Below are 19,528 nucleotides of genomic sequence, written 5' to 3'. Positions count from 1 at the left end.
CCGGCGCAAACAAGAAACTAGCAATAAATCAGGGGTGACGGTGGGGCCAGCGAGCGCCGAAACCTTCGAACCGCTTTGTCCGGACACGGACGCGCTCTGCCTCGCTATGCAATCCGAATGCGGTGGCGATCAGCATGGCGACGGTCATTGCGGTGGCGAGCATGTAGATCAGCATGTGCGTGTTCTCCTGCGCCTATCCAACGGTTAGATCGGGTTTTGGTTTCATCTTCCGAAGTGCAAACTAGCGAACGCGGCGTGAAGTCTTCGTGATCAAGGCATTCATCTGTCGTTCATGTCTGCGAAAAGGTTCACGCAGATGTTCCCAATCGCATTTGCCTTCCGCCCAATGCCCCGCTAGAAGCACCTCCCATGACCGATCGCATCGCCCTTTATGCCGGCTCCTTCGACCCGCTGACCAACGGCCATCTCGATGTGCTGAAGGCATCGCTGGCTGTCGCCGACACGGTTTATGCGGCGATCGGCACCCACCCCGGCAAGACGCCGCTGTTTTCCTTCGACGAACGGGTGAAGCTGATCGAGGCCGCGACCAAGGCCGAATTTGGCCGCGACGGCGACCGTATCAAGGTCGTCGCCTTTGACGGGCTGGTCATCGACGCGGCCCGCAAGCATGGCGCCTCGATCATGATCCGCGGCCTGCGCGACGGCACCGATCTCGATTACGAGATGCAGATGGCCGGCATGAACGAGACCATGGCGCCGGAACTGCAGACGGTTTTTCTGCCCGCCAGCCCATCGGTACGCACCATTACCGCCACACTTGTGCGCCAGATAGCCTCGATGGGCGGAGACATCCGTCCCTTCGTACCGGCCGCCGTTGCCGGTGCGCTCACCGCCAAATTCGCGAAATAGTGCATGTCGCCCCAAAGTGGATGCCGGTTTTTGGGCAACGACATGCACCCTAACAAAGACCTTCGGAGATCCCTTATGCAGCTGAAAAAGCTCGCCTCGTTCCTCGTCGTGCTTGCCGGTCTCGTGACCGCATCCGTTTCGGCCTTCGCCGCCGAACCGGAAAACACCATGGTCATCACCTTGAAGAACGGCGACGTCACCATCGCGCTACGCCCCGACCTGGCACCCAAGCATGTCGCGCAGATCAAGAAGCTGGTGCGTGAAGGCGCTTATAACGATGTCGCATTCCACCGGGTCATCAACGGCTTTATGGCGCAGACCGGCGACGTCAAGTTCGGCAACATGAAGAAGGGGTTCAGCCCCGAGGCCGTCGGCACCGGCGGTTCAGACCTGCCCGACCTGCCGGCCGAATTCTCGCAGAGCGAACATTTCAAGCGCGGCACGCTCGGCATGGCCCGCTCGCAGGACCCGAACTCCGCCAATTCGCAGTTCTTCATCATGTTCGCGCCGGCGCCGAACCTCGATGGCCAGTACACCATCGTCGGCAATGTCGTCAGCGGCATCGAACTGGTGGACAAGATCAAGAAGGGTGACGAGGCCGACAACGGCACGGTCAGCGAGCCCGACCGCATGATCAAGGTACGCATCGCCGCCGACAAGTAAACCAATCAAATCAATCTGTTTTCTGAGATAAAGGATATACGACATGGCTGAGATCAAGGACCGCGAAAACGCGCTCATCCTGGAAACGACCAAGGGCAAGGTCGTCATCGAACTGTTTCCCGACCTGGCTCCCGGCCACGTCGCCCGCATCAAGGAACTGGCGCGTGAAGGCGCCTATGATGGCGTGGTCTTCCACCGCGTCATCGAAGGCTTCATGGCGCAGACCGGCGACGTGAAGTTCGGCAATTCGACCAAGCCCACTTTTGCCCCCTCCCGCGCGGGCATGGGCGGCTCGGAAAAGCCGGACCTGAAGGCTGAGTTCTCCAACGCCAACCATGGTCGCGGCACCTGCTCGATGGCCCGTTCGCAGAACCCGAACTCCGCCAATTCGCAGTTCTTCATCTGCTTCGACGATGCCGCCTTCCTCAACCGCCAGTACACGGTCTGGGGCCAGGTCATCGAAGGCATGGACAATGTCGACAAGATCAAGCGCGGCGAGCCGGTGGTCGATCCCGACAAGATCGTGTCGCTGAAGGTCGCGGCCGACGTCAAGTAAGGACAAACGACGATGATGGGCGTGGTCTGGTCGCTGCTCGGCATCCTGTCCGGCGCCTTCATCGCCATTCAGGCACCGATCAACTCGCAGCTGGCGCGCGGCCTGGGGCTCCCGGTCGCGGCGGCGGCGTTTTCGTTCCTGTCGGGTGCGGTTGTGCTCGGCATCATCTCCGTCGCCGTTGTGCGGCTGCAGGACATCTCGCTCGACTGGAAGGCGCCGGCGCCCTGGCTGTTCATCGCCGGCGGCATGCTCGGCGGTTTCTATGTCACGCTCTCGACCATTCTTACGCCGCGCATTGGTGCAGCCGCGCTGATGGCGTTCCTGGTTGCCGGCCAGTTGCTGGCCGGCATGCTGATCGACCGCGTCGGCTTTCTCGGAGTGGCGGTGCGCGAGATTTCGCTCGGCCGCATCGCCGGCGCGGTGCTGCTCTTGGCCGGAGCGCTGCTCGTTCGGCTCTACTGATGCGCGTCGACCTCTTCGACTTCGACCTGCCTGAGGAGCGCATCGCGCTTCGCCCGGCCGAGCCGCGCGACAGCGCCAGAATGCTGGTGGTCAGGCCGGGCGAGGGTCTTTCGGATCGCACGGTTGGCGACCTGCCGTCCCTGCTCAGGGCTGGCGATGTTCTGGTCTTCAACGACACCAAGGTCATACCTGCCCAGTTAAGAGGCATCAGGCGACGCGGCGAAGCGCAGGCGCAGGTCGACGCCACGCTGCATATGCGCATGGCGCCTGACCGCTGGCTGGCCTTCATGCGGCCGGGCAAGCGCGTCGCCGCCGGCGACCGCATCCATTTCGGCCATGACGGCAATTCCTGTTTTCTCGGCCAACTCGACGCCACGGTGATCGAGAAGGGCGACGCCGGCGAGGCGTTGCTCGGCTTCGACCTCTCCGGCCCGTTTCTCGACGAGGCGCTGCATGCCGTCGGCCACATCCCGCTGCCCCCCTATATCGCCTCCAAGCGCGACGACGACGCGCGCGACCTGACCGACTACCAGACCATCTATGCCAAAGAGGAAGGTGCTGTGGCAGCGCCCACCGCCGGCCTGCATTTCACGCCGGAACTGTTTGCAGCACTCGACGCTAAAGGCATCGAACGCCGCTTCGTCACCTTGCATGTCGGCGCCGGCACCTTCCTGCCGGTCAAGGCGGACGACACCGCTGACCACAAGATGCATGCCGAGACCGGCTCGGTCAGCGAAGCAACAGCCGACGCTCTGAATGGCGCCAAGGCGCGGGGCGGGCGCATCATCGCTGTCGGCACGACCTCGCTGCGCCTGCTGGAGAGCGCGGCACGGCCTGATGGCTCGCTGACCGCCTGGTCCGGCCCGACCGACATCTTCATCACGCCGGGCTATCGGTTCAAGACCGCCGACCTGCTGATGACCAATTTCCATCTGCCGCGTTCGACGCTGTTCATGCTGGTTTCGGCCTTCAGCGGCCTAGATACGATGCGTGCGGCCTATGCTCATGCCATCGGGAACGATTACAGGTTCTATTCCTACGGAGATGCAAGCCTGCTTTATCGAGCGGAGATGAGCGATGGACGATGACTTGCAGGCCTTTGATCGCGAAAGCCTGATCGCCGAAGTGAAGAAATTGCGTGCCGGCATTCGCCAGCACCGAGATTCTACCGGCCATGATTTATGCTGGCATCATCCCAACCTGTGGGACCTGCTGCCGGAAAAGACCGATCCATCGATTGCTGTGCCGCCATGGCCGAAATTCATGCGCGGCTGCATCCAATACCGGCAGTCGCTCGACAGGCAGGCGCCAGGCGCGCCTGTCCATGACAAGGAATTCAATGGCTGAGACATTCACCTTCAAGATTCTCGCCACCGACGGCAAGGCGCGGCGCGGTGTCATCGACATGCCGCGCGGCGAAATCCGCACGCCGGCCTTCATGCCGGTCGGCACCGGCGGCACGGTCAAGGCCATGTATATGGACCAGGTGCGCGGCGTCGGCGCCGACGTCATTCTGGGCAATACCTATCATCTTATGCTGCGGCCAGGCGCCGAGCGCGTGGCGCGGCTTGGCGGCCTGCATGAGTTCGCCCGCTGGCCACAGCCGATCCTGACCGACAGTGGGGGTTTTCAGGTCATGTCGCTGTCGAAGCTCAGAAAATTGACCGAGAAGGGCGTCACCTTTCGCTCGCACATTGACGGCGCTGCCTACGAGATGTCGCCGGAGCGCTCGATCGAGATCCAGGGCCTGCTCGATTCCGACATCCAGATGCAGCTCGACGAATGCACAGCGCTGCCGGCCGACCTCAAGCAGATCGAGCGCGCGATGGAGCTGTCGATGCGCTGGGCCGAGCGCTGCAAGACAGCGTTCGGCGACCAGCCCGGCAAGGCCATGTTCGGCATCGTCCAGGGTGGCGACAACGCAGCACTCAGGGTGCGCTCGGCGCAGGCGCTGAGCGCGATGGAGCTGAAGGGCTATGCCGTCGGCGGCCTGGCCGTCGGCGAGCCGCAAGCGGTGATGCTGGATATGCTGGAGATCACCTGTCCGGAATTGCCTGACAACAAGCCTCGATATCTCATGGGCGTCGGCACGCCGGACGACATCGTGAAATCGGTGGCGCGCGGCATCGACATGTTCGACTGCGTGATGCCGACCCGCGCCGGCCGCCATGGCCTGGCCTATACCAGGCGCGGCAAGGTCAATCTCAGGAATGCCCGCCATGCGGACGATCCGCGGCCGCTGGACGAGGAGAGTGACTGCCCGGCGGCACGCGACTATTCACGCGCCTATCTGCATCATCTCGTGCGCTCGCAGGAGGCGCTGGGCGCGATGCTTCTGACGTGGAACAACCTGTCTTACTATCAGAAGCTGATGCAGGACGTTCGCGCCGCGATCGAGGCAAAGGCCTTCGAGGCGCGCACATCAGACATTTCAGAGGGATGGGCGAGGGGCGATATTCCGGTGCTATAAGCACATCTAGGTGCTGAGCGAATTCGCTGCGCGCAAGCTGCAGCCGGTGATTTGAAAGCTGCCGTCGGGCTGCTGTTCCAGCGTGTAGACCGCCTCATAGTCCTTGCCGTCGGGCCCAACGATCAGCACTTGCTGGATTAGCGAAGTTGGCCCCATCTGCTCGACCTTGCCGAAGGAATAGCTCTGCGGCTGGCGCACCGGCGGATAGCCGTTGGTCACCATGTTCATGAAGGTGTCGACGGTCGGAAAGATGCGCTTCACATTTGGAGCGGCGAAACTGTACGCCTTGGCGCCATCATTGGCGATGAGCGCCTTCAACTGACCATCGATGACGGCCTGGCCGGCCTTGACTTCGGCGTCGCCGGCAAGGGCTGCCGACACGAACAACGCGAACAGCAATGAAACAACTGCGAATGCGGTGCGGCGCATGGCCTGTCTCCATTGTCCCCCAACAAAACCTGTCCCGGGACGCATCATACCATACGCTTTGCGGAGCCTCACGGTTTCAGCAACCGCAATATTCGCCACGCAAGTGCCACATGATCATGCTTAAGCCTCCTTTAACGCGGGGCGCGCATCGTAGGGACGGGTGGGGACCCGTTCGCGCAACCAGGGGACGACCATGTTCAAGCAGCCGATCGACCGGCGCCTTTTGCTGAAGGGCGCGGCAAGCCTCGCAGTTTTGGCCCCCTTGCCCGCCTGGGCAAGCACTGGGCCGACCGTCACGGAAGTCGCCTTTGATCCCGCCATTCCAGCGCTCGGCAACCCCGATGGCGACGTCACCATCGCCGAATTCGTCGACTATCAGTGCCCGATCTGCAAGCTCGTCTTCGTCGAACTGAAGAAGTTGATGGAAGAGGACAGCGGCGTTCGGCTTGTGATGAAGGACTGGCCGATCTTCGGCGACGTGTCGCGCGACGCGGCGCGGGTGACGCTGCTGAGCGGCGAACACTATGGCGCGGCGGTCGATGCGCTGATGACCAACCAGCGCGGCCTTTCGGAACGCCGCACCAACGACATCCTTTCTTCCGTCGGTGTCGATGTGGCGATGGTGCGTGCCGACCTCGCCATCCGTGAACCCGATATCGACGCTGCCCTTGTCCGCACCGAAGTCCAGGCGACGGCGTTCAAGCTGCGCGGCACGCCAGCCCTGGTCATCGGCGGCAACTTGTATCGGCGCGGCATGCCGGTGTCCGAACTGAGACAAGCCGTCGCCAAGGCGCGCTCGGCCTGATGCTTGAAAGCAGGGCGGCAGTCTGCCACAAGGGCCGCTTGTGTGCTGAAGCTTGATCGGGACCGGCAATGAAGACGTTTTTCATGCAGATAAAGTGCGATCTGGGCAAGTCCTACGAGGTCGCCAGCGCGCTCGCCGATGCCGAAATCGCCTCGGAAATCTACTCGACCGCCGGCAATTACGACCTGCTTGCCAAATTCTACGTCGACGACGAGGAAGATGTTGGTCACTTCGTCAACGAGAAGGTACAGATTATTCCCGGAATCAAGGACACCTTCACGGTCGTCACTTTCCGCGCTTTCTAAAGCAATTCCAGGAAAAGTGTGAAGCGGTTTTCCGTCCGGAATTGCGTCGAAGCAAAAAGCCATGGCAGGTCGCCGTTGCCATGAAACGGTGAACTGCTATGGCCGCATCAGGCACTTGCCCGGCGACAAGGCAGAGCCTGATTAAGGTCCCGTTCCGACTGCCCGAATTTTGGGCAGTCGAAACATACTGATCGCCGATATCCTCCAAATCACCGATTGCGCTTGATTTTCTCCCGCGACGCCAGTGAAATGGCGTCACAGGGGAGTATGCGATTGGCAGCGTTCGATGAAATGCTTCCGGAAGTTTCCGGGCTGAGACAACCGTATACGGCTTACGACCGCTGGCTGAAGGAGCAGGATCCGGCCAGGCTTACCGAAAAGATGCAGGACGCCGAGCGCGTCTTCCGCAAGACCGGCATTACCTTCGCCGTCTATGGCGAGCAGGAAGCCTCCGAGCGGCTGATCCCCTTCGACATCGTGCCGCGCATCATCTCCGGCAATGAATGGCGAAGGCTGACGCAAGGCATCGAGCAGCGCGTGCAGGCGCTGAACGCTTTCCTCGACGACATTTACCACCGCCAGGAAATCCTGCGCGCCGGCCGCGTGCCGAGGGAGCTGATCGCCAGGAACGAGGCGTTCCTGCCGGAAATGATCGGAGTGCGGCCACCGGCCGGCGTCTACACCCACATTATCGGCGTCGATATCGTCCGGATCTCGGAGAACGAGTTCTACGTGCTGGAGGACAATGCGCGCACGCCGTCGGGGGTCTCCTACATGCTGGAGAACCGCGAGACGATGATGCAGCTCTTTCCCGAGCTGTTCCAGCAGATCAAGGTGCGGCCGGTGGAGAATTATCCGCAATTGCTGCGCCAGTCGCTGGCGGCAGTGCGGCCGCAAAGCACCAAGGGGGCACCGACCATTGCCGTGCTGACGCCGGGCAGCTTCAACTCCGCCTATTTCGAACATGCCTTCCTCGCCGACCAGATGGGCGTGCAACTGGTCGAAGGCCAGGATCTGCGCGTTGTAGACGGCCACGTCGCTATGCGCACGACCGAAGGCTACAAGCAGATCGACGTGCTTTACCGGCGCGTCGACGATTCCTTCCTCGATCCGCTGACCTTCCGGCCGGAATCGGCCCTTGGCGTGCCCGGCATCATGGACGTCTACCGCGCCGGCAACATCACCATCGCCAACGCGCCGGGAACCGGCATCGCCGACGACAAGGCGATTTATTCCTACATGCCCGACATCGTCGAGTTCTACACCGGCCGCAAAGCCATCCTCGGCAACATCCCGACCTGGCGCTGCTCGGAGCCCGACAGCCTGAAATACGTGCTCGAACACATCCATGAGCTGGTCATCAAGGAAGTGCACGGCTCCGGCGGCTACGGCATGCTGGTGGGGCCGGCTGCGACCAAGAAGGAATGCCAGGATTTCGCCAAGAAGCTGCAGGCGAAGCCTTCCAACTACATCGCCCAGCCGACGCTGGCGCTGTCGACCTGCCCGATCCTGACAGAAAAAGGCCTGTCGCCGCGCCATGTCGACTTGCGACCCTATGTTCTGGTCTCCGACCGAATCCAGATCGTTCCCGGCGGCTTGACGCGGGTGGCGCTGAAGGAGGGTTCTTTGGTCGTGAATTCCTCGCAAGGCGGCGGCACGAAGGATACGTGGGTGTTGGACGATTAGGTAGGGAATAGGGCAGTAGGCAGTAGGCAGTAGGCAGTAGGCAGTAGGCAGTAGAGGGACAAGAAATGCCATATTCCACAGAGATTCAAATGCTTACTAATCCCTACTCACTATTCCCTACTCACTAGCCCCGAAGGGCCACTTCACATGCTTCTCGGCCGCACCGCCAACGGGCTCTACTGGATGAACCGCTATATCGAGCGGGCGGAAAACATGGCGCGTCTGGTCGATGCCGGCCTTCGCATGGCGCTGACCCGCACCCAGAGCGCGTCGGAAGAGTGGAATTCGGTGCTGCTCAGCGCCGGCTCCGACGTCACCTTCACGCAGAAATACAAGGACTATACCGCCGCCAACGTCGCCGACTTCCTGCTGCGCGACACCTCGAACCCGTCGAGCACGATGTCGGCGATCGAGACCGCTCGCAACAATGCCCGCATGGTGCGCACCGCGCTGACGCGCGAGACCTGGGAGAGCATCAACGAAGCCTGGATGGCCCTGAAGCGCATGCTGGCAAAGCCGATCGACGAGCGCGACCTGCCGAGTGTGCTCGACGCCATCAAACGCGAGACGGCGCTGATCCGCGGCTCGTTCTACGGCACGATGCTGCGCAACGAGATCTTCGACTTCTCGCAGCTCGGCACCTATGTCGAGCGGGCCGACAACACGGCACGCATCCTCGACGTGAAATACTACGTGCTGCTGCCGTCGATCTCCTGGGTCGGCTCGAGCCTCGACAACTACCAATGGGAATCGATCCTGCGCTCGGTGTCGGCGCACCGTTCCTATCGCTGGGTCTATGAGGCCGACTACAAACCCACCAACATTGCCGACTATCTGATCCTCAATGTGCGCATGCCGCGTTCGCTGACCTTCTGTTATCGTTTTCTTGCCGAGCATCTGAAGTTCCTCGGCGACGACTATGGCGACCGTCATGCCTGCCACGCCACCGTCGACAGGACACAGGCGATGCTGCAGGCAGGGTCGATCAAGGACATATTCGACGCCGGCCTGCACGAATTCCTGGCCAGGTTCATTCAAGACAACACCAAGCTTGGCGAAGAGATCGCACAAGATTACCGGTTCAATTGAGCATGATCGCGAACCGGAGGGCCGCGCTAGCGACAAGTGGGACCCGGTTTTCGGATAAGATCATGCTTACAAACGGAAAATAGGCATGCGGCTCAAGATCACCCACCGTACCGAATACCGCTACGACGCGCCGGTGCACTATCTGTTGCAGCGGCTACGCCTGTTACCGGTCAGTGGCCCGACGCAGACCGTGCTGTCCTGGGCGCTGAAGATCGAGGGCGCGCGCGAGGAAGTCCGCTTTAACGACCATTTCGGCAACGATAACAGGCTGTTGAGCGTCGAGGGCGAGCGCGACTTCATCACCGTCGAGGCCTCCGGCGAGGTTGTCACGCGCGACACAGCGGGCGTCTCGGGTCCGCATCACGGCTTTGCGCCGCTGTGGCTGTTCAGCCAGGAGACAGCTTTGACCATCCCCGGCGAGGGCATAAGCGAGCTTGCCGCGGCGGTCGGCAAAGGTACCGACATCGAAAGGCTGCATCGGCTGATGGCGCTGATCGTCGAGCGCGTCGCCTACACGCCGGGCACCACCAGCGTGACGACCCCGGCGGAAGAGGCATTGGCGCTGAAGACCGGCGTTTGCCAGGATCACAGCCACATCTTTGTCACCGCAGCCCGCGTTATGGGTTTTCCGGCCCGCTATGTCAGTGGCTATCTGATGATGGATGCGGCCATCGAGCAGGCGGCAAGCCATGCCTGGGCCGAAGCTCATGTTCAGGGTCTCGGCTGGGTCGCCTTCGACGCCGCCAACGGCATTTCCCCCGATGAACGCTATGTCAGGGTAGCCACCGGCCGTGATTATCGCGACGCCTCGCCGGTGTCGGGAATTCGACTGGGACAGGCGGAGGAACAGCTTGCAGTCACCGTCACGGTAGAGCAGTAGTCTCCGGCAAGATCGCTGCCTGAAGAGATTCCATGACTTATTGCGTCGGCCTCAAGATCGATCGTGGGCTCGTGTTCATGTCGGACACGCGCACCAATGCCGGGATGGATTCGATCTCCACTTTCAAGAAGATGCATGTCTGGGAAGAGCCAGGCGAGCGCGTCATCGTGCTGATGTCGGCCGGCAATCTGGCCACGACGCAGGCCGTGGTCAGCCTGCTCGACGAGCGCACCAAGGCGGTGGCGGAACGCCACGCGACGTTGCTCGAGACCCCATCCATGTACCAGACGGTGCGGCTGGTCGGCGACACCGTCAAGGAAGTCATCGCCAGTTCGTCGCCTGCCGGCGAAAAAGCAGATTCCTATTTCAACGCCTCCTTCATCCTCGGCGGCCAGATCAAGGGCAGCCCGCCACGGCTGTTCATGATCTATCCCGAGGGAAATTTCATCGAATCCACTGACGACACGCCGTTCTTCCAGATCGGCGAGACCAAATACGGCAAGCCGATCATCATCCGTGCCTATGAAAGGACGATGAGCCTGGCTGAAACGGTCAAGCTCTTGCTGGTATCGTTCGATTCGACGCTGAAATCGAACCTGTCCGTCGGCCTGCCTCTCGACCTTCTGTTCCTTGAGGAGGACACGTTCACGGTGGGTTTGAAAAAGCGCATCGGCCAGGACGATCGATATTATCGTGCTATTTCCGAAGGCTGGTCGAACGCGTTGAAGACAGCCTTTGCCAGCCTGCCGGATTTTCCGGGGTAGCGCGGGAACCTTCGTCGCGGTTGCCTGTCTCTATTTAACATGTTAATCAAAATTCAAACGGCTGGGCTGATCGGCGCGTCGGGAGGATCCATGGACAACGAGCAATTCCGCGACTGGTCGAGGCGCGCCGCCGACTGGGGCGCTGATTACCGCGCCGGCCTTCGCGATCGGCCCGTGCGACCTGCCGTAGCGCCGGGCGAGATCTTCAGGAGCATCGAAGCTTCTCCGCCGGAGGCCGCGGAATCGATGGAGACGATCTTCGCCGATTTCGAAGCCAAGATCGTGGCCGGCATGACGCATTGGCAGCATCCGCGTTTCTTTGCTTATTTCCCGGCCAATGCAGCACCCGTCTCGGTGGTGGCCGAATATCTGGTCTCTGCGATGGCCGCGCAGTGCATGCTGTGGCAGACTTCGCCGGCGGCGACAGAGCTTGAGACGCGCATCGTCGACTGGATGCGCCAGGCGCTCGGCCTGCCCGAAGGCTTTTCCGGCGTGATCCAGGACTCCGCATCATCGGCGACGCTGGCCGCCGTGTTGACCATGCGCGAGCGCACGCTCGACTGGCAGGGCAACAAGAAGGGTCTTTCCGGGCAGGGCAGGCTGCGCGTCTATTCCTCCGACCAGGTGCACACCTCGATCGACCGCGCCATCTGGGTCGCCGGCATTGGCGAGGAAAACCTCGTCCGCATTCCCGTCGCCGGCACCTACCGCGCCATGGATACCGCGGCTTTGGAAGCGGCGATTGTTGCCGACCGCGCGGCCGGCCTGTTGCCGGCCGGCATCATCGCGTGCGTCGGCGGCACCAGCACCGGCGGCACCGACGACATCGCTGAAGTGGCCGCGGTGGCCAAACGCCAGGGGCTCTATCTGCATATCGACGCCGCCTGGGCCGGATCGGCGATGATCTGTCCGGAATACCGGCATTTCTGGACCGGTGTCGAGCGCGCGGACTCGATCGTCTTCAACCCGCACAAATGGCTGGGCGCGCAATTCGACTGCTCGATCCAGTTCGTCCGCCAGCCGGAGGATCTCGTGCGCACGCTGGCGATCAAGCCGGATTATCTGAAAACTCGCGGCCATGACGGCATCATCAACTACTCCGAATGGTCGGTGCCTCTCGGCCGTCGCTTCCGGGCGCTGAAGCTGTGGTTCCTGCTGCGCGCCCATGGCCTCGAGGCGCTGCGCACCATGATCCGCAATCACGTCGCCTGGAGCGAAGGCATAGCCGGGCGCCTGGCCGAGGAGGAGGATTTCGAGCTCGCCAGCCAGCCGATGCTGTCGCTGTTCTCGTTCCGGCATCGCGCCGCATCCGGCGTTGACTCCGACGAGCACAATTTGCGTCTGGTCGACGCCATCAACAATGACGGCCGTATCTACCTGACGCAGACGCGTGTCGATGGGCGGGTCGCCATCCGCTTCCAGGCAGGCCAGTTCGAGACAACCGCGGCCGATGTCGATACCGCCTTCACTGTCATCTGCGAGTGTGCAAGATCCCCGAAGGACTGACAGGGATTGCCCGGGTGGTTGCCGCCGCCGGGGCAAGCCAGCAAGGACTTGCGAGCAAGCATATGGCCGGAAGGGCCGAAGGGGTTAGCCAGAATCTGACGGGCGTCTGGAGCGGGCGCTATTTCTATCCGCGCGAACTGCCGCCGGTTTCCTTCGTTGCAACGCTGATCGAGACGGCAACCAGCTTGACGGGGATGACCCACGAACCGGCGGCGACCAGCACGGCAAGATACGCAAGCCTGCAGGGGCAGCGAGAGGGCAACGCCGTCTCCTTTACCAAGACATACGACAAGGCCGAATTGAAGGCGCACTCGATTCACTACAGCGGCATCATCAACGGTGATGCAACCGAGATCAAAGGCACTTGGCGAATCCCGGGATACTGGTCCGGCAATTTCCTGATGATCCGCTCGCCAGGTAAAGTCGCGGCTGTCACCCGCAAGGTGGCGGAGCGGGTCTGAGCCGTATCTGCCCGGTTCGCCTTTGCAATCATCGATATTTCATTAGCCGGCGTCTCCCTTTTCATTGCTTTCGTTTTCAGCTACAAACAAGAAAAACGAAAACGGGAGGTTCTCAGTGTATTTGTCGCCGCGCCATGCCGAAATCATCCAGATGGCGAAGGACCATGGCCGTGTGCTGGTCGATGACCTCGCCACGCATTTCAACGTGACGCCACAGACCATCCGCAAGGACCTCAACGATCTCTGCGACCAGCGGCTGCTGACGCGCATCCATGGCGGGGCCCTGTTCCCGTCCGGCATCGAGAACATGGAGTATGAGGCGCGCCGCAAGATTGCCGCCGACGAGAAGGAGGCCATCGGCCGCGCGGCGGCCAGGCTGATACCCGACAACGCCTCCCTGTTCATCAACATCGGCACCACGACCGAGTCGGTCAGCAAGGCGCTGCTCGACCATACCGGGCTGATGGTCATCACCAATAATATCAATGTTGCCAACAGGATGCGCATCTATCCTTCGATCGAGGTGGTAATCGCCGGCGGCGTCGTGCGTGGCTCCGACGGCGGCGTTGTCGGCGAGGCCGCGGTCGATTTCATCAGGCAGTTCAAGGTCGACTATGCGGTGATCGGCGCCTCGGCCATCGACCATGACGGCGCGTTGCTCGATTTCGACTTTCGCGAAGTGAAAGTGGCGCAAGCCATTATCGCCAATGCCAGGCATGTCATCCTGGTCTCCGACCAGACCAAGTTCGAACGCACCGCGCCGGTTCGCATCGGCCATCTCTCGCAAGTCAACACCTTCATCACCGACCGTTGCGACATCCCGTCGGTGCGTAAGATCTGCGAGGAAGCGGAGGTTCAATTGATCGAAACGTCGCTCGGCTAGGCTATCGATCACGGTCCCGTTACATTTCGTTTGACATTCGTTCTTATTTCGAAATAATCCCGATACGGTTTCGTAACAACTCAAAAATGCTGCAATGCGAAATCGCGGGAGGGATTTGTGGACGCAGTCCGTGACATCTTCGTCATCGGTGGCGGCATCAATGGCTGCGGCATCGCCCGCGACGCCGTTGGGCGGGGCTTTTCGGTATTTCTCGCCGAGATGAACGATCTTGCCAGCGGAACCTCCTCCGGCTCGACCAAGCTGATCCACGGCGGTCTGCGCTACCTCGAATTCTATGAGTTCCGGCTGGTGCGCGAGGCGCTGATGGAGCGCGAGGTTCTGTGGAAGAACGCGCCGCACATCATCTGGCCGATGCGCTTCGTGCTGCCCTATGCCAAGGGCCTGCGCCCGGCCTGGCTGATCCGGCTCGGCCTGTTCCTCTACGATCATATTGGTGGCCGCAAATTGCTGCCGGCGACCCGGACACTGGACATGTCCAAGGATCCGGCGGGCAAGCCGCTGAAGCCGCTGTTTCACAAGGCCTTCGAGTACTCGGACGGCTGGGTCAACGATGCCCGGCTGGTGGTGTTGAACGCGCGTGACGCCGCCGACCGCGGCGCCACCATCCGCACCCGCACGAAAGTCGTCGGGGCGCGGCGCGAAGCCGATCTATGGGCGATCCGCGTGGAAGACGTGCGGACGGGAGATGCCGACGAGGTCAAGGCCCGGCTGCTGGTCAATGCCGCCGGTCCATGGGTCGACCACGTCCTGTCGACCACCGTGGGCCAGAACGACGTGCACAATGTGCGCCTGGTGCAGGGCAGTCATATCGTCATCAAAAAGAAATTCGATGATCCGCGCGCCTACTTCTTCCAGAACAAGGACGGGCGCATCATCTTCGCCATCCCTTACGAGGAAGAATTTACGCTGATCGGCACCACCGATCGCGACTATCCCGGCGATCCGCATGACGTGAAGATCAGCGACACCGAGATCGACTATCTCTGCGCGGCGGCGAGCGAATATTTTGCTGAAGCCGTGACGCGCCCCGACATCGTCTGGACCTATTCGGCCGTGCGCCCGCTCTACGACGACGGCGCTTCGAAGGCGCAGGAAGCGACCCGCGACTATGTGTTGAAAGCCGATGGCGGCGAGGGCAAGGCCCCGATCGTCAACGCTTTCGGCGGCAAGATCACCACCTACCGCCGGCTGTCGGAATCGATGCTGGAAAAGATCGAAGGTTTTCTCGGCAAGCGCGGCAAGCCGTGGACGGCGAACGCGCCCTTGCCAGGCGGCGATTTCCCGGCCACCGGTTTCGACGCCCAGGTGGCGAAGCTGAAGAGCGCCTATCCTTTCCTCGACCAGCGCCTGGCGCGTCGGTTGACCAGGCTTTACGGCACGCGCGCGCAAGTGCTGCTCGGCCTCGCCAAGTCGAACGCCGATCTCGGCCGCAATTTCGGCGCCGATCTCTATGAGGCCGAGGTACGCTACCTCAGCGAAAACGAATGGGCGCTGACCGCCGAAGATGTATTGTGGCGTCGCACCAAGCGCGGTCTGCATCTCAGCCGCGAACAGGCCTCGGCGCTTGACGAATTCATGCGCGGCATAAGCCGGCGCCATGTCGCGGCAGCGGAATAGGGAAGGCGATTGATGCACAAAGCCTGGGAGGAGGCATCATGCTGGAACTGAGAAACGTGACGAAGATGGTCGGCGCGGTGGAGCATATCCGCGACGTGTCGCTGACGCTTCAGCACGGCTCGCTCAACGTTTTGCTCGGGCCGACACTGTCGGGCAAGACCAGCCTGATGCGGCTGATGGCCGGGCTCGACGTGCCGACCACCGGTTCAGTCTGGTTCGACGGCCAGAATGTCACCGGCATGCCGGTGCAGCAGCGCAAGATCGCCATGGTCTATCAGCAGTTCATCAACTACCCCGCGATGACCGTCTACGAGAACATCGCCTCGCCGTTGCGCGTCGCCGGCACCGACCAGGCCAAGATCGACAAGGAAGTCCGCAACGCGGCAGGGCTTCTGAAGCTCACACCCTATCTCGACCGCACGCCGCTCAGCCTGTCCGGCGGACAGCAGCAGCGTACGGCGCTGGCCCGCGCCATCGTCAAGAATGCCAGCCTGGTGCTGCTCGACGAGCCGCTCGCCAATCTCGACTACAAATTGCGCGAGGAGCTGCGCGCCGAACTGCCCAAGATATTTGCCGCCGCCGGCACCATTTTCGTCTACGCCACGACTGAGCCGCATGAAGCCTTGCTGCTCGGCGGCAATACGGCGACGCTGTCCGAGGGGCGGATCACCCAATTCGGGCCGACCATCGACGTCTTCCGCAAGCCGATCGACCTGGTGACGGCGAAAACCTTTGCCGATCCGCCGCTCAACACCATCGTGCTGGCCAAGAAGGGCCCGGATTTCCTGCTCGAGGGCGGCGTCAAGCTGCCGGTGCCGGCCGAACTCGCCGGCATTGCCGACGCCAATTACACGATCGGCTTTCAGCCGCATCATCTGTCGCTGGAGCGGCCCAACGCTGCCGCGGTGCCGGTGCGCGCCAAGGTGACGATCACCGAGATCACCGGCTCGGAAAGCTTCATCCACCTCGATTTTGCCGATGCGCGCTGGGTCATGCTGACCCACGGCATCCGGGATTTCGAGCCGGACGCCGAGATCGAGGTGTTTATCGATCCGCGCCACATCATGGTCTTCGACAGCAACGGCAGCGCCGTCGCCGCGCCGAAGCTTGCGGCCTGAGGGGGAAGAGATGGCGCGCATCGACGTCAACCATGTCAGGCACTCCTACCTGCCCAATCCGCAGAAGGATGCCGATTTTGCGCTGCGGGAAGTGCACCACACATTCGAGGATGGCGGCGCCTATGCGCTGCTTGGGCCCTCGGGTTGCGGCAAGACCACGCTGCTCAACATCATTTCGGGACTTCTGCACCCCTCGCACGGTGAGTTGTTGTTCAACGGCAAGGACGTCACCAATCTGTCGACGCAGGAGCGCAACATCGCGCAGGTGTTCCAGTTCCCGGTCATCTACGACACCATGACCGTTTACGACAATCTTGCCTTCCCGCTGCGCAATCGCGGCGTGCCGGAGGCCGATGTCGACCGCAAGGTGCGCGAGACGCTGGAGATGATCGACCTGGCGTCGTGGGCGAAGAAGAAGGCGAGGGGCCTGACCGCCGACCAGAAGCAGAAGATCTCGCTCGGCCGCGGCCTGGTGCGCTCGGATGTCAATGCCATCCTGTTCGACGAACCGCTGACGGTTATCGATCCGCACATGAAGTGGGTGCTGCGATCGCAGTTGAAGCAACTGCACCGCCGCTTCGGCTACACCATGGTCTATGTCACCCATGACCAGACCGAGGCGCTGACCTTCGCCGACCAGGTCGTCGTCATGTATGATGGCGGCATCGTCCAGATCGGCACGCCGGCTGAATTGTTTGAGCGCCCGCGCCACACATTCGTCGGTTACTTCATCGGCTCGCCCGGCATGAACGTCATGCCGGTGGCGATCGACGGCAAGACCGCGACCATTGGCAGCCAACGCATCGAGCTGCCCGGCGCGCCAAAGACCGCCGCTGGGAGCTCCGGCGCCATCGAACTCGGCATCCGCCCCGAATATGTCAGGCTCGGCCGTGACGGCATGGCGGTTAAAATCAGCAAGGTCGAGGATCTCGGCCGCCACAAGGTGGTGCGCGCCAGCCTCGAAGGCCGCGAGATCGCTGCCGTCATCGGCGAGGACGAGAGCGTGCCGGCCGACCCAAAGGTTCGCTTCGATCCGGCCGGCATCAACATCTATGCCGATTCCTGGCTGGTTGAGATGGGGCGTGTCGAGATGGGGGCATAGATGGAAAAGACCTGGAACAACAAGGCCTGGTTCCTGGTGCTGCCGGTGCTGGTGCTGGTGGCGTTCTCGGCCGTCATTCCGCTGATGACGGTCGTCAACTATTCGGTGCAGGACACCTTCGGCAACAACGTCTTCTTCTGGGCAGGCACCCAGTGGTTCGAGGAACTGCTGTCGTCCAGCCGCTTCTGGGAAGCGATGGTGCGCAACCTGATCTTCTCCTTCATCATTCTGGCCATCGAAGTGCCGCTCGGCATATTCATCGCGCTCAACATGCCGAAGAAGGGCTGGGGCGTGCCGGTCTGCCTGGTGCTTATGTCGTTGCCGCTGCTCATTCCGTGGAACGTCGTCGGCACCATCTGGCAGGTCTTCGGCCGCAACGACATCGGCCTGCTCGGCTACTACGTCAACGCGCTCGGCATCGACTACAATTACGTTCAGGATCCGTTCGACGCCTGGGTCACCATCATCATCATGGACGTCTGGCACTGGACCAGCCTTGTCGTGCTGCTCTGCTATGCCGGCCTGGTTTCGATCCCGGATGCCTTCTACCAGGCGGCCAAGATCGACGGCGCCTCGCGCTGGGCGGTGTTCCGTTATATCCAGCTGCCGAAGATGCAGCGTGTGCTTTTGATCGCCGTGCTGTTGCGCTTCATGGATAGCTTCATGATCTACACCGAGCCATTCGTCGTCACCGGCGGAGGCCCCGGCAACTCGACCACCTTCCTGTCGATCGACCTCGTCAAGACCGCGCTCGGCCAGTTCGACCTCGGTCCGGCAGCCGCCATGTCGCTGGTCTACTTCCTGATCATCCTGTTGTTGTCATGGGTGTTCTACACCGTGATGACCAACTACGACGCGGAGCGCTGAGATGAGCGGCGCCAACGAAAGAGCCGACAGAGTGAGCGAAACCACCGCTTCGGGAAAATTGGCGAGCACGCTTTCGCAGGATCAGGTCGCCCGGCTGATGCGCAAGCGCGGCGAGGAATCGCGCTGGTGGTGGATCGTGCCGACGATCTACATCATCGTGCTTCTGCTGCCGATCTACTGGCTCATCAATATGAGCTTCAAGACCAATGCCGAGATCGTCTCCTCGCTGACGCTCTATCCGCATCAGCCTACGATCGCCAACTACGTTACTATCTTCACCGATGCGTCCTGGTATTCGGGCTACATCAATTCGATCACCTATGTGGTGATGAACATGGTGATCTCGGTGGCCGCAGCGCTGCCGGCGGCCTACGCCTTTTCGCGCTACCGCTTCCTCGGCGACAAGCATCTGTTCTTCTGGCTGCTGACCAACCGCATGGCGCCGCCGGCGGTGTTCGCGCTGCCGTTCTTCCAGCTCTATTCGGCCTTCGGCCTGATCGACACCCACATCGCGGTGGCTCTGGCGCACTGCCTGTTCAACGTGCCGCTGGCGGTGTGGATCCTAGAAGGCTTCATGTCGGGCGTGCCGAAGGAGATCGACGAGACAGCCTATATCGACGGCTACTCCTTCCCGCGCTTCTTCGTCAGGATTTTCATGCCGCTGATCGCCAGCGGCATCGGTGTCGCCTGCTTCTTCTGCTTCATGTTCTCATGGGTGGAGCTGTTGATCGCCCGCACGCTGACGACGACCGACGCCAAGCCCATCGCCGCCACCATGACCCGCACCGTCTCGGCCGCCGGCATGGACTGGGGCCTGCTTGCCGCCGCCGGCGTGCTGACGCTGATTCCCGGCGCGCTCGTCATCTGGTTTGTCCGCAACTACATCGCCAAGGGCTTCGCCCTGGGGAGGGTGTGATGAAACAAAAGCACGGGTTCATCCTCACCACCACCGCCAAGGGCTTTGCCCTGGGGAG

At 61.8% G+C, this 19,528-nt stretch carries 23 protein-coding genes; 21 read left to right on the top strand and 2 right to left on the bottom strand.

Annotated features, from left to right (window positions below):
- Window positions 1-28 precede the first annotated feature (28 nt).
- A complete protein-coding gene (locus NKI61_RS15460) occupies window positions 29-175 on the bottom strand; it encodes a hypothetical protein (protein ID WP_023700785.1) in 147 nt (48 codons plus the stop codon).
- A 194-nt stretch (window positions 176-369) separates the two neighbouring features.
- Here NKI61_RS15460 and coaD point away from each other — a divergent pair, with 194 nt between their 5' ends.
- The 7 genes from coaD (at window position 370) to tgt (ending at window position 5,021) form a co-directional block, all read left to right on the top strand.
- A complete protein-coding gene (gene coaD / locus NKI61_RS15455) occupies window positions 370-870 on the top strand; it encodes a pantetheine-phosphate adenylyltransferase (protein WP_023670954.1) in 501 nt (166 codons plus the stop codon).
- A gap of 168 nt (window positions 871-1,038) precedes the next feature.
- Complete coding sequence (locus NKI61_RS15450) at window positions 1,039-1,533, top strand: peptidylprolyl isomerase (RefSeq protein ID WP_245270985.1); 495 nt, start codon at window positions 1,039-1,041, stop codon at window positions 1,531-1,533.
- Window positions 1,534-1,576: 43 nt separating this feature from the next.
- Window positions 1,577-2,089, top strand: coding sequence for a peptidylprolyl isomerase (locus NKI61_RS15445; protein WP_023730156.1), 513 nt, complete (start codon window positions 1,577-1,579; stop codon window positions 2,087-2,089).
- Window positions 2,090-2,101: 12 nt separating this feature from the next.
- Window positions 2,102-2,551, top strand: a complete 450-nt coding sequence (locus NKI61_RS15440) for a DMT family transporter (RefSeq protein ID WP_023730155.1) — start codon at window positions 2,102-2,104, stop codon at window positions 2,549-2,551.
- Window positions 2,551-3,639 carry a tRNA preQ1(34) S-adenosylmethionine ribosyltransferase-isomerase QueA gene (queA, locus tag NKI61_RS15435; protein ID WP_352653616.1) on the top strand — a complete coding sequence of 363 codons (1,089 nt, stop codon included), beginning with the start codon at window positions 2,551-2,553 and terminating at the stop codon, window positions 3,637-3,639. Before NKI61_RS15440 ends, queA begins: the two co-directional genes overlap by 1 nt.
- Window positions 3,629-3,898: a hypothetical protein gene (locus NKI61_RS15430; RefSeq protein ID WP_023684641.1), complete on the top strand. Its 270-nt coding sequence runs from the start codon at window positions 3,629-3,631 to the stop codon at window positions 3,896-3,898. Before queA ends, NKI61_RS15430 begins: the two co-directional genes overlap by 11 nt.
- Complete coding sequence (gene tgt, locus NKI61_RS15425; RefSeq protein ID WP_352839983.1) at window positions 3,891-5,021, top strand: tRNA guanosine(34) transglycosylase Tgt; 1,131 nt, start codon at window positions 3,891-3,893, stop codon at window positions 5,019-5,021. Before NKI61_RS15430 ends, tgt begins: the two co-directional genes overlap by 8 nt.
- A 6-nt stretch (window positions 5,022-5,027) precedes the next feature.
- Here tgt and NKI61_RS15420 read toward each other — a convergent pair whose 3' ends face one another.
- On the bottom strand, window positions 5,028-5,450 hold the full coding sequence (locus tag NKI61_RS15420; RefSeq protein WP_023684643.1) for a DUF4864 domain-containing protein: 423 nt from the start codon (window positions 5,448-5,450) through the stop codon (window positions 5,028-5,030).
- Window positions 5,451-5,643: 193 nt separating this feature from the next.
- Here NKI61_RS15420 and NKI61_RS15415 point away from each other — a divergent pair, with 193 nt between their 5' ends.
- The 14 genes from NKI61_RS15415 (at window position 5,644) to NKI61_RS15350 (ending at window position 19,470) form a co-directional block, all read left to right on the top strand.
- Window positions 5,644-6,255, top strand: coding sequence for a DsbA family protein (locus NKI61_RS15415; protein WP_023700783.1), 612 nt, complete (start codon window positions 5,644-5,646; stop codon window positions 6,253-6,255).
- 68 nt (window positions 6,256-6,323) lie between these two features.
- Window positions 6,324-6,560, top strand: a complete 237-nt coding sequence (locus NKI61_RS15410; RefSeq protein WP_023670963.1) for an Lrp/AsnC family transcriptional regulator — start codon at window positions 6,324-6,326, stop codon at window positions 6,558-6,560.
- Between the two features lie 273 nt (window positions 6,561-6,833).
- On the top strand, window positions 6,834-8,246 hold the full coding sequence (locus NKI61_RS15405) for a circularly permuted type 2 ATP-grasp protein (protein ID WP_023688618.1): 1,413 nt from the start codon (window positions 6,834-6,836) through the stop codon (window positions 8,244-8,246).
- 147 nt (window positions 8,247-8,393) lie between these two features.
- Window positions 8,394-9,335: an alpha-E domain-containing protein gene (locus NKI61_RS15400; RefSeq protein ID WP_023693403.1), complete on the top strand. Its 942-nt coding sequence runs from the start codon at window positions 8,394-8,396 to the stop codon at window positions 9,333-9,335.
- Between the two features lie 85 nt (window positions 9,336-9,420).
- Window positions 9,421-10,215 (top strand): transglutaminase family protein, encoded by a 795-nt coding sequence (locus NKI61_RS15395; protein ID WP_023670966.1) that lies wholly within the window; start codon window positions 9,421-9,423, stop codon window positions 10,213-10,215.
- A 32-nt stretch (window positions 10,216-10,247) separates the two neighbouring features.
- Entirely contained in the window at window positions 10,248-10,979 is a 732-nt protein-coding gene (locus tag NKI61_RS15390; RefSeq protein WP_023684646.1) for a proteasome-type protease, read from the top strand.
- 90 nt (window positions 10,980-11,069) lie between these two features.
- Window positions 11,070-12,485: a pyridoxal phosphate-dependent decarboxylase family protein gene (locus NKI61_RS15385; protein WP_352839981.1), complete on the top strand. Its 1,416-nt coding sequence runs from the start codon at window positions 11,070-11,072 to the stop codon at window positions 12,483-12,485.
- A gap of 14 nt (window positions 12,486-12,499) precedes the next feature.
- On the top strand, window positions 12,500-12,946 hold the full coding sequence (locus NKI61_RS15380) for a hypothetical protein (RefSeq protein WP_352839979.1): 447 nt from the start codon (window positions 12,500-12,502) through the stop codon (window positions 12,944-12,946).
- 115 nt (window positions 12,947-13,061) lie between these two features.
- A complete protein-coding gene (locus NKI61_RS15375) occupies window positions 13,062-13,829 on the top strand; it encodes a DeoR/GlpR family DNA-binding transcription regulator (protein WP_023670971.1) in 768 nt (255 codons plus the stop codon).
- A gap of 117 nt (window positions 13,830-13,946) precedes the next feature.
- Window positions 13,947-15,467 (top strand): glycerol-3-phosphate dehydrogenase, encoded by a 1,521-nt coding sequence (gene glpD, locus NKI61_RS15370; RefSeq protein ID WP_352512604.1) that lies wholly within the window; start codon window positions 13,947-13,949, stop codon window positions 15,465-15,467.
- A 38-nt stretch (window positions 15,468-15,505) separates the two neighbouring features.
- Entirely contained in the window at window positions 15,506-16,585 is a 1,080-nt protein-coding gene (locus tag NKI61_RS15365; protein WP_023684650.1) for an ABC transporter ATP-binding protein, read from the top strand.
- A gap of 10 nt (window positions 16,586-16,595) precedes the next feature.
- Window positions 16,596-17,687, top strand: a complete 1,092-nt coding sequence (locus tag NKI61_RS15360; RefSeq protein WP_023730147.1) for an ABC transporter ATP-binding protein — start codon at window positions 16,596-16,598, stop codon at window positions 17,685-17,687.
- A complete protein-coding gene (locus tag NKI61_RS15355; RefSeq protein ID WP_023670975.1) occupies window positions 17,688-18,554 on the top strand; it encodes a carbohydrate ABC transporter permease in 867 nt (288 codons plus the stop codon). It begins immediately after the preceding gene.
- Window position 18,555: 1 nt separating this feature from the next.
- Window positions 18,556-19,470: a carbohydrate ABC transporter permease gene (locus NKI61_RS15350; protein WP_023670976.1), complete on the top strand. Its 915-nt coding sequence runs from the start codon at window positions 18,556-18,558 to the stop codon at window positions 19,468-19,470.
- Window positions 19,471-19,528 lie beyond the last annotated feature (58 nt).

This window comes from Mesorhizobium sp. M0514 (assembly GCF_040321145.1).
Taxonomy (GTDB): domain Bacteria; phylum Pseudomonadota; class Alphaproteobacteria; order Rhizobiales; family Rhizobiaceae; genus Mesorhizobium.
This window is presented reverse-complemented; position numbering and strand designations above follow the sequence as displayed.

Excerpts from the sequence above, each read along its gene's own strand:
- NKI61_RS15415 (WP_023700783.1), top strand. The coding sequence starts at position 5,644 with ATGTTCAAGCAGCCGATCGACCGGCGCCTTTTGCTGAAGGGCGCGGCA.
- NKI61_RS15420 (WP_023684643.1), bottom strand. The coding sequence starts at position 5,450 with ATGCGCCGCACCGCATTCGCAGTTGTTTCATTGCTGTTCGCGTTGTTC.
- NKI61_RS15450 (WP_245270985.1), top strand. The coding sequence starts at position 1,039 with ATGGTCATCACCTTGAAGAACGGCGACGTCACCATCGCGCTACGCCCC.
- NKI61_RS15350 (WP_023670976.1), top strand. The coding sequence starts at position 18,556 with ATGAGCGGCGCCAACGAAAGAGCCGACAGAGTGAGCGAAACCACCGCT.
- NKI61_RS15460 (WP_023700785.1), bottom strand. The coding sequence starts at position 175 with ATGCTGATCTACATGCTCGCCACCGCAATGACCGTCGCCATGCTGATC.
- NKI61_RS15400 (WP_023693403.1), top strand. The coding sequence starts at position 8,394 with ATGCTTCTCGGCCGCACCGCCAACGGGCTCTACTGGATGAACCGCTAT.
- tgt (WP_352839983.1), top strand. The coding sequence starts at position 3,891 with ATGGCTGAGACATTCACCTTCAAGATTCTCGCCACCGACGGCAAGGCG.
- NKI61_RS15360 (WP_023730147.1), top strand. The coding sequence starts at position 16,596 with ATGGCGCGCATCGACGTCAACCATGTCAGGCACTCCTACCTGCCCAAT.
- NKI61_RS15410 (WP_023670963.1), top strand. The coding sequence starts at position 6,324 with ATGAAGACGTTTTTCATGCAGATAAAGTGCGATCTGGGCAAGTCCTAC.
- NKI61_RS15365 (WP_023684650.1), top strand. The coding sequence starts at position 15,506 with ATGCTGGAACTGAGAAACGTGACGAAGATGGTCGGCGCGGTGGAGCAT.
- queA (WP_352653616.1), top strand. The coding sequence starts at position 2,551 with ATGCGCGTCGACCTCTTCGACTTCGACCTGCCTGAGGAGCGCATCGCG.
- NKI61_RS15385 (WP_352839981.1), top strand. The coding sequence starts at position 11,070 with ATGGACAACGAGCAATTCCGCGACTGGTCGAGGCGCGCCGCCGACTGG.
- NKI61_RS15355 (WP_023670975.1), top strand. The coding sequence starts at position 17,688 with ATGGAAAAGACCTGGAACAACAAGGCCTGGTTCCTGGTGCTGCCGGTG.
- NKI61_RS15440 (WP_023730155.1), top strand. The coding sequence starts at position 2,102 with ATGATGGGCGTGGTCTGGTCGCTGCTCGGCATCCTGTCCGGCGCCTTC.
- NKI61_RS15430 (WP_023684641.1), top strand. The coding sequence starts at position 3,629 with ATGGACGATGACTTGCAGGCCTTTGATCGCGAAAGCCTGATCGCCGAA.
- NKI61_RS15390 (WP_023684646.1), top strand. The coding sequence starts at position 10,248 with ATGACTTATTGCGTCGGCCTCAAGATCGATCGTGGGCTCGTGTTCATG.
- coaD (WP_023670954.1), top strand. The coding sequence starts at position 370 with ATGACCGATCGCATCGCCCTTTATGCCGGCTCCTTCGACCCGCTGACC.
- NKI61_RS15395 (WP_023670966.1), top strand. The coding sequence starts at position 9,421 with ATGCGGCTCAAGATCACCCACCGTACCGAATACCGCTACGACGCGCCG.
- NKI61_RS15445 (WP_023730156.1), top strand. The coding sequence starts at position 1,577 with ATGGCTGAGATCAAGGACCGCGAAAACGCGCTCATCCTGGAAACGACC.